Here is a 14588-nt window from a genome sequence, read left to right as displayed (position 1 = left end):
GAAACTAATGTACAGAACATTTAAATTCATGGTTCATCCTAGTGCTTCAGAGTTTCATCATCCTAGTACATGACTTTTAATCACCAGACAGGTGGAATTAAACCTCCCAAAAACAGGGTTGATCCATTTCTCCGTTTGCATCTGTGATTTTTGACTATTTATCGTAATAACTTTAACCGTAATACCCGTTTTTCACTATTTTATTATTAACTGGGTTATGCGCTTTTCTTAAGTAATACCAGAAGTGTTTCTTCGATAAGGGAGTATTGTTTATATCAACAAACTCTTGGCCATACAGATCCATATTATCAGCATGGGTTTGTATTGTTAGTTCTTTAAATAAAATATCCCCTGATACAGAAATGGGGCTTCTAATTTCAAAATAAGGTGTTAATATATCCATCAATTGTTCTTTATCTAGACCTTGTTTATCTATTCTTTTCTTATCATCATCAACCATGTAAAATTGGAAATTAGTAAAATCTATTACAAAGTCTGACCCCTGTGTCCAACCATGACTGCTTTTCAAGGTTTCTATGTACTTGTGATAAATATTATCTCCAAAATGATGATTTAGATATGAGGTTATTAGATTTGCTGAAGTATGACAGCACCATGGAAAATCTTTATTACGCTTGTAAAGATAAAACAAATAATCTTGTGATATCTCAGAAACCCATTTTTTTAATTCTGTTAATTCATACATGATCCTTTCTCCCTTTCCCTTTCATACTCTGTCACTTAAAACATGCGTCAATTACATAACGCAAGTAACCCCCATAACATAACTCTTTCTTACAGAACTAATTACCAACTCTTTTTATCTTCACTTTTTCACTCTTATACGCCGCTCTCTAAGGTTATGGAACCAGATTTCAAAGGTGATCAAGGTTTTAAAAGAAGTAAGTCCCTGTACTGTCTAAAAATTAAGCGATATTTTCATTTCAATAACCTAGTTTGGGCTTCATTAGACTCACTAAAAAGCTGTATAGGTTGAAACTACGACTGCTTCTCGTGTTGTTTCATTGGCATCTTGCTATTCATGCAAATAGTCAGCTTGCTCACTCTATTTACCCTCATGTCTAGATGATCTTTTCGTTGAGCAGGATGGCAAAGCCACGATCTGTTGCTGCAGAAGGAACGGTTCCAAAACGATTAATGTGCTGCTTAACTAATGGAACCATAAGATAACATTCTCAATCCCCAATTATAATTTACACAACGGTTACTATGTTAAATATTCGAATTAATTTTGTTCGAAGATCATCATTGATTGATGGGACATTCACAAAGATGCGTTCTCGTGCCCTACTTAAAGCAACGTAGTTAATTCTGTGTTCTTCATTATTTTTTAAATCCGGCTTTATAAATACATCTAATTCAGCTGAAGATTTAAAAACAATAAGTACATTATCGAATTCATCTCCCTTTGATTTATGAATAGTCCTGTGTTTACTATTATCATCAGTAAAATTCACACAGATGGCTAATTGCTCATACATATAACTCTCGTAAAATGTTGTAGCTGCCCCCTTCCCCAATTTAGATATCTCTGTTTTTACTTCATTTTTTATAAATGTATAGAATTCATAGAGAGATTTATCCTTATAATCATCGTATTCTTTCAAAAGTAAAAAAAGCGACTTTAATGCCTGTTTTGTTCTTTTTTCTTTATTGTTAATATCTTTGTAGATATCTTCAAGTTCCTTAATTGCTTTTTTTATATCTCCTTCACGTGCATGTTCAACGGCTTTTAAGCAACTGACAATCACCCTGCTTCTATACTTATTACTGCTAGACGATTTATCAATATCTAAGAGTTCTTCAAGTAGCTTATCATTCGATACTTCTCCGTATAAATTTCTTCTCATTGCATTTGATGTTGGGTTATCACGTGATAATGAGTAGAGCTCTTCACCATCACCGCAGAGTTCTCTTGCCTTTAGTAACGCAGCGATCCTTTCCCCAAGTAAAAGGATGGGCTTATCCCCAGTAATATTCCTATACTTGTTTTGCTCTATATCTTTTCGAGTTATGTTCAGTAGATCAACAATGGAATTTGCACTTCTTCTATTATCCTTCATAACGTACTCCAGCAAACCAGGTAACGAAAAGGAGGCAAATTGGCTTGGGTCGGCGCCTTGAAAGCCATAAATGGATTGAGCTTCATCTCCAATGATTCCAACAATTGTTTCCTCCGCACCTATAAGTTTTAGAATCTCCACTTGGATTGGATTTGTATCTTGAAATTCATCAATATATAGATAAGGGAATTTCGCCCGTAAAACACTTAAAATAAACGAGTGGTTCTTAAGAAGCTGATAGCTCAAGAAAAGTACATCACTATGATTGACAATACCATTTGACCAATAAAGTTTCTTGTATGTTAGTAAATCTGAACCGAGAATATCTAAACAACTTTTATTCAGATATTTTCTTACTTCCTTATCACCATTTTTTTCAATTCTATATGCTTGTTTATCATCCCCAGTGATTGTAAGGTTTCCATGTTCATCTAATCGATACATCAAGTGATGTAACCACCGAGTGAGAGATATTGTATTTTCTTCCCGCTTAATTAATTGGTTCACTGAATATGGATGTTTTAATCGATCAACATTGGGGTGATTTTCAATCCAATACTTTACTTTCTTAAAATGAACTACTGTATCTTCATGTCCATCCATTTCTGTCACATTCAATTCATATTCGTTTTCGAGATATGAAGCGTAAGGCTTCAAAATGTGTTTATATAAAAAACTATGTAGAGTAGAAACTTCTACCTGATTAACATTAGTGCCTAATCGATTTAAAATGGTTTCTACTGCAACATTGGTGTAAGTAATACACGCAATTTTACGCGATTTTTTTAGTCTTTGGGTATGATGCAATACGTTTTTTATATGCTGCACGAGCCAATAGGTTTTACCAGCTCCTGGCCCAGCGGCTATACGAAAGTGATTTTCAATAGGTATTGAAGTCTCCGAGTTTATTTCTATCATTGAAGTATCCATGTAATGGCTTCCTTTATATAGTTTGGGACGATAAATTCTTGAAACCCATCTTTCCCTTTCTTATTAAAATTATCCGTAAGTACATAAGCTAAATCTAAAGCATTTTCTCCTTTTCCAACAGAATTCAGATAACGAGATGCAATAAGAGCTCTTGCCTTTTGATCTTTAGTCCATGAAGTATTCAAGTTTATACTTTCCAGAATTCTTTTATTCTCTTCACTTTCTCTTACAATAAGTTCATAGTCTGATAACTCTGCATCGTTCTTAAATAATCTCATTAATTTTTTTATTTCCTCTTGATTTTTCATAGAATTAGTAACTAGTATTTCTAGCGAAGGATTGTGTAAAACCAAATCATATTCAAATGTTTTCCCTTCCTTTTCATCTTGACTAAAAATTGCAATATTAGAATATCCATCAGGCGGATATAGACTAAAAGAAGGATTATGCTTATATTCATACACATCTCTTTGGACATTGTATTCAAAAGGGTAACACATACTGTAACTTGATCCCTTTACTCTCCTCTTTCTTTCAGGATCCCTATCTGTTACACATGCTATTTTTTTATTTACGGCATATGGATTATTAAGATTAAACAAATACAGAAAATGCTCAAAATATCTTCCACCAACATTAATAACAGCTACATGATTCTCCTCTAATGAAAAACCTAGATATCTTGCTAAAATCGGTAATAACAGTTGTTCAGCAATTCCTTCTACAAAGATCACTTTTTGTGAAAATAGCATATCTGATTTAGTTGCATCAAGAAATCGTTGTACATATTTTTTACTTTTTTCATTATCCTGAAATACTTTTCCTGGATACCCTACACTTGTTTCCCCTATTTCATTATGCAAACAGATCAATTCATCTAAAGAAACAGAAGATGTAATATGGGTTGAATGAGTAGTTACAAATATTTGTCTGACTTTCTTATCTTCCTTGTTTTTCAACAAAAATTTTAAAAACTGATATTGCATAGCTGGATGTAAGTGAGCCTCTGGTTCTTCAATTGCTAAAATAGGAAACACTTTAGCATTACTACCCAAATAGCTTCCATCTGAACTCACCTGCATTTTAGATAATAACAATGACATAAAGATCAAGTTATTGTAGCCTAGTCCGTTATGGGTTGCTGGGATTTTGATTCCAGTTTCATATTCTACAATTAATTTTAGGGCTGAAAACATCTCAACATCAGATATACTTCCTTCAAAATTGGGTTCTGCTTTATTAAAGGATGCACCTGTTTCTTTAGCATAAGATAAAATCTGTTCCTTCCCAAGTCGCATTCTCTCTGAAAGATTAAAAAGTAATGACTCCGCTGCATCAGAAAAACTTTGCTTTTTGAGCTTTATTTCTCCTAGTTTTTGTGTATCTGCTTTTGTTAGGTCTGATTTTATATCGTAATCCATAAAGAAGTCTAATACGTCTCTAAGAAGCGTGTTCTTACCTGAAAGCATATCTCGTTCAACATCTCGGATCGCATCTAAGAACTGAAAATCAAATTTTTGTAACGATTCGCTATCAGCTACGGTTTGAGTAACAATATTGCCTCCCCATATTTTATAAATATAAAGCCTCAAAAAATCCTGTTGAATTATTTTCCAAGCTCTATCTATATCGATTGCACTGGCAAGAGATGCTACATACTTTTCAGATTCTTTCTCAGGAAGATGGAACTCATATGTTAATACTGATTCATATGGCTCCTCAAGTTTAGTTAACCAATTTGCTACTGTCACCAAATCATCGGAATTAAGATCTTCGTTATCACTTTGTTTTATAGTCACACTTATACGAATTTTTGGAGGGCCAGATTTCAACTCGTCCAGTGAGATACTCTTATTAAAATCGTGTATGTCCAATCTCTTTTTCCCATTGGAATTTAAGACTAAAGCTAGAGCCTCAATAAGGTTTGTTTTCCCGGCATTGTTATGACCAATGATTACATTAATGCCATCGTAGAAAGTGATAACTTTATTTTTAAAATTCCGATAATTTTCTAACTGGATGTTGGATATAAACATATGACTCTTCCCTTCAGCTTCTCAGTTTTACATTAGCCTTGGTACACGTACTTTCTAATTAAATTCCTCTATTAAAATTCATTTTAGATGTATCCTTGTTTTGGAGCTGTTCTATTTAATTCTGACCTAGCGTTATAGATTGCATATAGTAATTTTTGACGAATTAGAATAGTATTCGTATAAACTCATATTGACACTTGTATCGCGAAATGATACTTATTATTAAGAAATAAATTAATTGACTTCCCTATTGGTGTACTCTCATATATAAACAGTATTTTATAATTTTTCTTTCCAAACACCATTAGCAAAAACAATCTGGATCCTTCCTATGAATGTAGTTTTTTGTTCATTATCTTCAACAACGTAGTTATCCACTTGATGCATTTTAGTGGGGACAGATATGCATAACATACATTGACCCTGTTTCCTTACTATAACGTTTGTCAAGTTGAACCCCGTGTTCTTTTGCGAGATGGATTAACGGTTTTGGTTTACTATAAGCGAGATCACTAATTATCGGGTACCCGTTTCTTAGCTTATTTTCACTCTTAGGATTAAACATCAGAAATAAGTTCAACGCATTCTTATATTTCCAGCACTGATACCCACTTCGGATATCAACCTCCCATTCGAATCCTTGTGGATAATCATACGGAATCGTTTCCACAAATCCCTGATACTCAGGCTTATTTATCAAGCCCTTCTCTCATCCAAGAGAAATAACTAGGGTCCGTTAGATAAACTTCTTCAGTAGTCTTCCCTTTGTATTTATTAAATGTCATTATCATTCCTATTAGTAATAACCTTATTTTTTCATGACATGAACTAACGTATATTATTTCGACAAAAGGAGACATCATCCCTTCCAAAAGACCCGTGATTATCCACAAAAAAAGCAAAACATGGATATACATTAGTAGTCCCAGTATCAGAGAGTTGAATTTCCCCTACTCAATTTACTAGAGAAAGCTTCATTTAATGGAATAATCATCCCAAGAAATATATTCAAATTATGCAATTCGTAAATTTTTCATACGCTCTTTCCTTCATTTAGTAAATGAAGTGCACCGATTTGCACAAAAATGTTCACAACCGCTGTCGCGGACGGCTAGTAGGATATATACACGAAAAAGCTGACGACTACCGCCTATCTCAAACTGTTTCTGTTTGCTCAGTTGCACAGCCGTGAAGACTTGCGCCACATTGTTGACGATATCCTGTGCGAAGAACTGCAACGCGAGCTAGGGCTAACTTCCATTTTGCCACACAGCTCAGCAGCAAGCATAAACAAGTGGATCCCGAAATACTCTCATTGAGCTTTTGGAGAAGAGAGATGTCCCTAAGGGAGCCTAGTATCGGCCGATTGCTACGTCCGAATCGGCTCTCATCAGAAGAAGGTGAATCATACCTCGCGAAGGGTACCTGCTCTTTCTGTTAACGAACCGCTTCTACTTTACATGTGATGTGATTAGCGAGATGTACAGCAGTCGCTGGGCAAACGAGACCTTTTTCAAGTGAATGAAGCAGCACTTGCAGATCAGTCATCCTTATGGGACGAGTGAACAGGCTGCTACCGATCAAATTTGGATCGCTCTCATAGCCTTCTGTTTGCTCGTTTTGCTCGTGCTGGTGAAGTTGGAAACGAAGGTGAAACACCTCTACATCTCATGCGCTGGCTGGCGGAGTTAATCTGGCTTCAGTATGGTCAATGGACTTTAAGAATACAAATACCTTCTATACGTGGGTTATTATCAACTGCTACATCTTTAGAAAAATACTGGTTTGCACAGCTACTTACTAGGACTTCTCGAGTCTTCTCATGGATTTTTATTAATTGGTTTAAAACAAAAATCCTCTGAATGTTGTCTTGAGTAAACATACATAGTTGTTTCTTGTAATAATTAATTTCCTGCTGGAAAGGACTAGAGGATTGCTCATTCTTTTCGTAAATGCTTAGCAATTGTAAATGTAATTTATAAATATCATCATAGTTCATCTTTTCAACCCTCTCTTAAAAATACAGTTTATTGATAAATCATTGTCCCCATCTTTCGATAATAAATACTGCTCCAAAGATTAAATTAGATTTTATTCTTTTTCACTATATGACGAAGGTGTCCTATATAAATTCGATTAGGGTCATTCTCGTTATATTTTCGGTTCATCCCTCGTTCAAACTCATCGATTAGTTTTGCAAATTCGCTCACATTTGGCTCAAGCCCGAATACACGTTTCATGCCTTTATAGTGACGAAAAAAGACATTCTTGGCTTGTTCGCCATGATAACCTAATTGTTGGAGTTCCTCTATAACACCCTGTGCGTAATGTTTATTTATTAATCTCCTGCTTTCAATATAGTCCATAATTTAATCCTCCCCCTTGATATAGATTCACTCTCCTGTAAATAATATTCAACAAATAGTATTCTCCACTCTTAAGTATTTATCCCAAATAGTATGCATAATTTGGATAATAATAGTTTTTTCAAGCTGGATAACTAATTAGATCCTGTTCTCTCGGTTACCGCCATATTGACACCTAAGAAAAAAGCCAACCAGAAATCTCTGGTTGACCTGATAATACGCAATTAAGTGCTGTGTTTGTCAAGATTGTTATTGCGCTTACTCTATAAATAGCTAGCTAGATCTGACGGTATTGCTCAGCTTAATGAGAGTTATTTTTTCTGGATTGCGCTTTGCCTCATCGTTCAAACTTCAATTATGCGTAGTCCTGACCAACGAGTTGGATACAGGATTCTCGCCTTTTCATAAACCTGTCGTCGCGTTGTTCCAATAGCTGTCTCGCAAGTCTCTAATGCCGCTCTAAAGGCATTACAAACTGGATTGTGCTATGACAATGCTTGTGGTTGTACCAACGTATAAGTGCCCATTGATCCCTACTTGTTCAGCCTAGCACCATGTCTTAATTTTACCCCCTTCCTATCTTTGCTTACTTATTAACTACTTGTATTATCCAAAAGTAAAATCTTAAGAATTAATATACACAGAGCAGATGTAAATATTTCCTATTCACATCTGCTCTCAATAAATAGTTTCCATGCTAAATGATCGTCATTTAGCAACAAATTCAAACACATAGGCTTGCTCATAAGCATACTGCAGCTTGTCCGCACCACATTGATATGAGTTCACCGAATCATTGTTTGCAGAATTACAATAATGTATCATTTCCATATTAGAAGAAATCTATTCTACTAAACACAACAAAAAAGCCCTACTGGTATAGTAGAGCACTGAAATGTTTATTATCCAATATTCTTTCAATTCTTCAAACACGCATCTTCCTCCAAATATTAGTGAAGAACAATATTTTCATTCTCCCCAGCATTGAATGATCTCTATCACAAAATTTAAACTGCGTATACTTTATTTTTTTACTTTCTTCACCACAAGCAATGCACTTATACATACCCGTTTCAGGCACAATACTCGCATAGTCATACCTTCCCCTTTGTTTCCCAGTTTTTATTTGTAATTTTTGCAACAGTACTGGAAGGTAAAATGCTGGCATTGAAATGCTTGTAAGCATTACAATAAACACTAAGACCACTAATAAAGCATTTAGCCAATAATTATCAACCAATCTATCTTTATAATAATAATAGTCATTAACTATCCACAAGGCCAATATTATATAAAATGATATAGTTATTGATCCAAAAATCTTTTTAATCACTTTAAATATTTTAGAGATACTTGAAATATTATTTTTATTCTTAATTGAAGTAAAATGGTCCTCATACAATTTCCGCAATGTTTGATGCTCTTGATCTAAATTGTTTAGGACTTTTATTCGAAGCGCTATATACTCCTCTGCATTTAATAAGTTTTTCACTTCAAATCTTCTTAGTTCTTTTATATCGTCGAAAATTTCATTCGAAAGAAGGTATCCATGGCGCATAATAATCTCTTTATTAACTTTATTGATTAATGGATTGGATGCATCTAATAAATCAAAGTTAAAAATTAAGGGGAGATATATGCACTCAAGTTTATCTTTAATGGTTTTTTCAAAATTGCTTTTATCCTCTTTGCCTGTTTTTGAGAGGGTTAGTATTGTAGTTGTGATTAGACTTAATAAAGCAACAATACTCGTAATAATTGCAGTTAAGATAGCTGGTGTAGCGAGTAAAGTATTCAATTTTGCTCCCCCATTAACCGATAATTAAAATTTATACTCATGTAAACTTTATTTTCTATCTGAAGCATTCGGGTTCACCAGAAGCATATTTAATATCCCACCCTTTGTCTCTAAAATCTCTTATCTCATCTGAGTTGATATTTTTAGCATTCATTCCAAATGCAAACAAATGAGTAGGTCTGCTCATAGCCACGTATAGTTGTATGAAGAAAATAAAGTTGTAGACTGGAGATGTTGATTTGACGCGGTTTTTAAGTTTGAAAATCGTCAGCTTTTGAGAACTAAGTTGATTCGATCTCCCCTTCAGATAAACCAATATAATCTATTTAACAACAGGTTCCATTAGAAATTGATGAACGAAATTACAGCATCGCTAATTGGAACAAGCTCCACGTTTGAATCCTATGGACTAGTCGGGATAGAGTCCTGCTCCTCGTCCGTTAGGCTGCTGAAAGCTATCCTCCCAATAGGTGGCATGTAAGCATCTCTGAAGTCAAGTAGGGTGAAGGCTAAAATGCCCGCAGAGAATAGGAGTAAGGATCCAATAAAAGTAGCTTCGGCAAAGTAGTAAGAACATATCAACCTATCTTAAATCATCCTGCAACAAACTAATTCCCCATACTCTTAATTCGTTGAAGTGCTGCATTTACTTGTCCTAAAATTCCTTTAACTTCTTTTGTTATATTACAACGAAAGAGTCCCTTGACTATAGAAATAAATTCCATATTAATTCTTCTATAGTCATTCTCATTTTGTATTATATCATTTAGTTCGTTTAACACATATAGCCAAAACTCTTTGCTTAGGAATTGACTTCTCAGATCAAGCAAATCTTTTTTGTCTCCAACAGACTCATATATTTTCTCGTAATATGGGTTCACGAGCCAATATGCAACTTGGATAGGCCGATACTTTTCAATAGAATCATAATTTGAAATCATTTTGTCACCTATCATATCATTTAACAATGCCCCAAAACAGGGATGCTCAGACTTAATTAACCGAGTATAGTACTTTTGATATCCATTTATAAATCGATACATTTTTTCTGTTTCGCTTTTCCTAGAAAGCATGTAAACCAGCATGCTCATATCTAAAATTACTTCTGAAGCAAATATCTCTGCTTGCATTTTATCTTTAAAGATGCTCTTGTAACTACCATGAGCTACTTTATTCCTAACAATATTGTTGAAGTAAAACATAAAATATTCTACAGCTTCAGGATAAATATCGCTATTTACATCTTGTAAGTATTTAATTTTTTCTCGTAAAACAGCACCAGCATATACTTCTAGCTTTGTAAATCGTCTAAAGGTTGTTGCATCCCTTAAGAAGTCTGCAAACATACCTTCAATTTGTATTGGCGCAATATTGCCAAAAACCTCAAATTCCTCTGCATTATATAGTTCTACACATTTTGTTAATATATCCTTACGATCTCGAAGGCACATACTTTCAGCTATCATATTTGATAAATCATCTATTATTAGATAATTTGATACGAATTCCCTCAAAGAAGATAAGTATGCCTCCTGGTCGTTCTCTTTATGAAAATGCAAATCATCAATCTTTGGAATATTACTTAAATACGTCTTGTACTGCTCAATCTTAGCTTCCTCATTCAACGTATACTGTGATGCATATAATTTTTCTCGCGCTTTCTCAGCGACTCTATAAAACTTCACTTTAAAAAATAACGCATAAGGTCTATCAATATCATCCTCAGTTATTTCTACTATATCTTTATACGATGAAAAGGAAAACTCCGCTCCATAAATATTAGTTTTCGACAGTTTGAGAGTTTCTTCTTTTATAGCTAATTCTATGCTACTTGAATTATGAATATCGCAGAACTCCATCAGTTTAGTTGTCATGTATTGCACAACGAACTCTATCATTTCTTTTCTTGTTTTTAATATATTACATTCATTACTAAACTCATATAACTTTAACTCGTCTCTGCTTAAATCCCTCATAAGTGAGTAATTTGGTGGAGCATTCTTTATAGAGTCACTATCACCCTTGAGCGTCCAAAGTTTATTATTTATATTTACAGTTGCAATACTCGCTTTATTAATGACTATGTTGTATTTCTGAACAAAAATATCGTTGTATTCTTTCCTCACTTCAATTAATAATGTGCTTGGTAATTTTTCAATGCCAATAATTTTGCAAAGACATTTATAATAGTCATCTATATTTTCAAACACGAAATCTTTATGAGCTTTGAATCGAATTACAGTTTGAAGTAACATATCAGTTGCATCGTTGACCTGTGCTAATGCTTTTTTATAATAGAATTCGCCTAATTCTTCTAGTGTGACCTTTCTGAATAACTCATCATCTATACAATTTACCAATTCATCTGTAATGTATTTATACAATTTATCGCAAATTACTTTTTTCTCATTGTCCATTCAATCACCGCTATTCTTAATAGTATATACCGAAGATTACTAAAACCAATAAACTGTATTTCCTTACCCAAAAGGTCTGATATAGATTAGGGTGCCGTACATTAGCAGGCGACTCTTTGGGCTTTTTTCTTAATTGTTTAATATTACCACGACTGTTTTGGGCGGAGTGGGATGAGTAGGTGGAATAGGCGGTGAGTCCTATATTGTCGATATTAAATAAATCTCAACGAAGAACGTCATATGCTGAGTACGGGAATTTTCCTTACTTCTTCACAATTTATTATCGGTAGATTAAGCTCCCCTAGAAACTTTGAGCGGGCACTTGGCTTGTCCTGAACAGTTTTAGGGAAAGTGACGTATACCCGTTTCTTAGCTCTAGTCACCGCCACATACATTAAGCGGCGCTCTTCTTCTTCTGTAGTAGGTGGTTCAGCTTTCTCCCTACATGACTGGACATCCACTTCCTTTAACTTGACGGCATGGTTTGAAGGTAATCCACCATCATAACAGCCAATTACAAATACATTTTCAAAGGCTAACCCCTTACTTCCGTGAATGGTCAAGAAATACAGTGCATTATACTTTTTGTCGTGGTACTTCTTCAGGTTTTCCTTCATTTCTTCCTTACGACGCTTCATTCTCACGTTGAAGCCAAGAAGTTCAGTCCAAGTACTGTATTTTTCAAGCTCCTTAATAATCCAGTCCCTTTCCTCATCAGTAACATTCTCCTTAACTCTTGGACAAGCTAAAAAGTGCTCTGCGACTGCCTTCATATTAACAGGCTTCCCTTGTTTCAAATCAATCAAAAGAGTCAAATACTTCTTTAGTGGAAGTGTATCCTTATTCCTTGTCTTCTCAAGCACCAACGCATTAGATTCGTAAATCACATCAGATAAGGATGCAATATCTAGATGTTCATGCCATTGCTCAATAGCATTCTTATTGACAAAATAATGTCCCAGTACGTTAGTAAAAATTGACCGCCACTGCTGGAGCTTGTTCCCGCTAGAAGTCATCAACTCCTGCCACATGCCAAATGCATTATTAAAGTCCTGAATAGAAAAGATGCCCATGACATCATCCATTTTTTCAATAACATATGGAACCCCTCTAACATCTAGGGCTTGGAACATACTCTGCAGTTGTCTTCTGGATCTATACAACACAGTCGATTTTGTGTAGTTAATCGGCTCGAGCTTGCCCTCTAACTCAAATGGCTCTTGCTTACCGATCTCCAGGGATCTTGTGAGAATCCAATGAGCCTCTTCTTTGGGGTCCGTACAAGCTACTATCACTGCTTCACCATCATCTTTATGAAAAGGCTCCATTGATTTTTTGATCCGGTCATGCTTATTATATGAGATAACCCAATTACCAGCTTTAACGATATTGGGCGTTGATCTATAATTCCTCATCAACCTTATTTCATGAGTATCGTAAGTCTTGGGGAAGTGTTTAATATAACTTGGATCTGACCCCCTGAATGCGTAAATTGATTGGTCATCGTCACCCACTATAATCAATTTTGACGAACATGTTGGGGGACAAATAAGTTCAACTGTCTCCATTTGTAGTGGATTTATATCTTGGAATTCATCAATGAAGATATAGTCGTATCTGTTTTGAACAAAATCCCTAGCTTCCGGATATTGAAGCAATGCATCATAAAGATTGATCAGAAAGTCATCATAAACAACGATTTCTTTGTCTTTCCTTATCTGATACAACTCTTCAAACATCAAATTGAACCGGACACTAACAGGAATGCCCTCCTTATCATGGATAACACTGTCAAAATGCTTCTCAATATACTCTGTCATTTGTTCTTTTGAGAACCCCATATTGGTCCAGAAACTCACACGATCAAAAATCGTCTTCTCGTTATACTTGTCAAACTTGAATAGCCTGTATTTATTAATCAACTTACGCAGCTCTTTTTTATACTCAACTTCACCCTCATCAGCATCTCCACCTTGAATGCCGATAGATGAATAAGCAAGGTTTTGCCTCTTAAGCTGATTAAACAAGCTCATAAAAGTCCCATGAAAGGTACTCACATTGACCTTTGAATTTTCTACTCTAAGGAAAAGATTAACCCGACCTTCCATTTCCTCTTTAGCTTTACGGGTAAAAGTCATCATACTTATTCGATTTGGGTTAACTTGTTTCATTTGGACTAAAAAAGCAACCTTAGCGCAAATAGTTTCTGTCTTCCCGCTACCAGCTCCAGCAATGATCTGCAGATGCTTCTCCATATCATACCGAATGGCTTCAACTTGGTTATCATTAAAATGATTCCCTTTAATCTTTTCAATCGCTTCGAAAAAGTTACAGTCCCAATCGATCGCAGAGACAGGGCTTCCATTGTGGGCTTGATTAAGGGGTTTTCCGAACCTCGATTCGTACAGCTTGAGTTCATTAACTTTTTGCTGCAGTACTAGCTGATTACTCTTTAGCTCATTTGTTAACTCTTCGAGTTTCTCAGTCAAAATAGTGTGTCTTGAGTTTAGGTAATCATATTCTTCTTGCAACAGCATAAACTGTTGTGAGGTTTTCTCATGTCTACTCTTAAGCCGATCAAACTTTGAAGCGTAATCCTTACAAAGATCCCTCAATTTCGCATTTTTATTTATTATAGAATTATAATCTCCTGACACCCTATTTAACTCCGACCAAATTCTTTGCCTTTCGTGATCAACCTGTTTAAGCTGATTAGTTACGATATTGACCTGATCTATTAAAGTATTTTTCCCTGTGATCCTATCAAAGAAATTACCCAATCTCTTAATCCTCCGCAAGACCTAGTAGTAGTTAAAAACAAATGAACACTTCCTCCTACATTTCGACAGCAAACAGTCCTGTTCCTGCAATTACCAACGCTTATCATCCTTATCTGTTATGACAACCAACCTATTTAGAATGCAAAGTAAAAAATACAGCTAAAATAAACAGTATAA

Annotated in this window: 8 protein-coding genes; all 8 read right to left on the bottom strand. The window is 34.9% G+C overall.

Features of this window, described 5'->3' with window-relative positions; genetic code table 11:
• Positions 1-172: 172 nt before the first annotated feature.
• Positions 173-706 (bottom strand): hypothetical protein, encoded by a 534-nt coding sequence (locus MHB80_RS10470; protein WP_341282079.1) that lies wholly within the window; start codon positions 704-706, stop codon positions 173-175.
• A 508-nt stretch (positions 707-1214) separates the two neighbouring features.
• Positions 1215-3014: an ATP-dependent helicase gene (locus tag MHB80_RS10465; RefSeq protein ID WP_341282078.1), complete on the bottom strand. Its 1800-nt coding sequence runs from the start codon at positions 3012-3014 to the stop codon at positions 1215-1217.
• Positions 2999-5050 (bottom strand): AAA family ATPase, encoded by a 2052-nt coding sequence (locus MHB80_RS10460; protein ID WP_341282077.1) that lies wholly within the window; start codon positions 5048-5050, stop codon positions 2999-3001. Before MHB80_RS10460 ends, MHB80_RS10465 begins: the two co-directional genes overlap by 16 nt.
• 1708 nt (positions 5051-6758) lie before the next feature.
• Positions 6759-7049 carry a hypothetical protein gene (locus MHB80_RS10455; RefSeq protein WP_341282076.1) on the bottom strand — a complete coding sequence of 97 codons (291 nt, stop codon included), beginning with the start codon at positions 7047-7049 and terminating at the stop codon, positions 6759-6761.
• Positions 7050-7134: 85 nt separating this feature from the next.
• A complete protein-coding gene (locus MHB80_RS10450; protein WP_341282075.1) occupies positions 7135-7416 on the bottom strand; it encodes a hypothetical protein in 282 nt (93 codons plus the stop codon).
• 925 nt (positions 7417-8341) lie between these two features.
• A complete protein-coding gene (locus MHB80_RS10445; protein ID WP_341282074.1) occupies positions 8342-9214 on the bottom strand; it encodes a hypothetical protein in 873 nt (290 codons plus the stop codon).
• 608 nt (positions 9215-9822) lie between these two features.
• On the bottom strand, positions 9823-11631 hold the full coding sequence (locus MHB80_RS10440) for a hypothetical protein (RefSeq protein ID WP_341282073.1): 1809 nt from the start codon (positions 11629-11631) through the stop codon (positions 9823-9825).
• Between the two features lie 236 nt (positions 11632-11867).
• Positions 11868-14411: a UvrD-helicase domain-containing protein gene (locus MHB80_RS10435; RefSeq protein ID WP_341282072.1), complete on the bottom strand. Its 2544-nt coding sequence runs from the start codon at positions 14409-14411 to the stop codon at positions 11868-11870.
• Positions 14412-14588 lie beyond the last annotated feature (177 nt).

It is taken from the genome of Paenibacillus sp. FSL H8-0537 (assembly GCF_038051995.1).
Classification (GTDB): Bacteria; Bacillota; Bacilli; order Paenibacillales; family Paenibacillaceae; genus Pristimantibacillus.
The sequence above is the reverse complement of the archived record's forward strand: the minus strand, read 5'-3'. Positions and strand labels throughout refer to the sequence as shown.

What these genes read in the sequence shown, in the direction of transcription:
- MHB80_RS10470 (WP_341282079.1), bottom strand. Translation starts at nt 706, where the DNA reads ATGTATGAATTAACAGAATTAAAAAAATGGGTTTCTGAGATATCACAA.
- MHB80_RS10440 (WP_341282073.1), bottom strand. Translation starts at nt 11,631, where the DNA reads ATGGACAATGAGAAAAAAGTAATTTGCGATAAATTGTATAAATACATT.
- MHB80_RS10455 (WP_341282076.1), bottom strand. Translation starts at nt 7,049, where the DNA reads ATGAACTATGATGATATTTATAAATTACATTTACAATTGCTAAGCATT.
- MHB80_RS10450 (WP_341282075.1), bottom strand. Translation starts at nt 7,416, where the DNA reads ATGGACTATATTGAAAGCAGGAGATTAATAAATAAACATTACGCACAG.
- MHB80_RS10460 (WP_341282077.1), bottom strand. Translation starts at nt 5,050, where the DNA reads ATGTTTATATCCAACATCCAGTTAGAAAATTATCGGAATTTTAAAAAT.
- MHB80_RS10465 (WP_341282078.1), bottom strand. Translation starts at nt 3,014, where the DNA reads ATGGATACTTCAATGATAGAAATAAACTCGGAGACTTCAATACCTATT.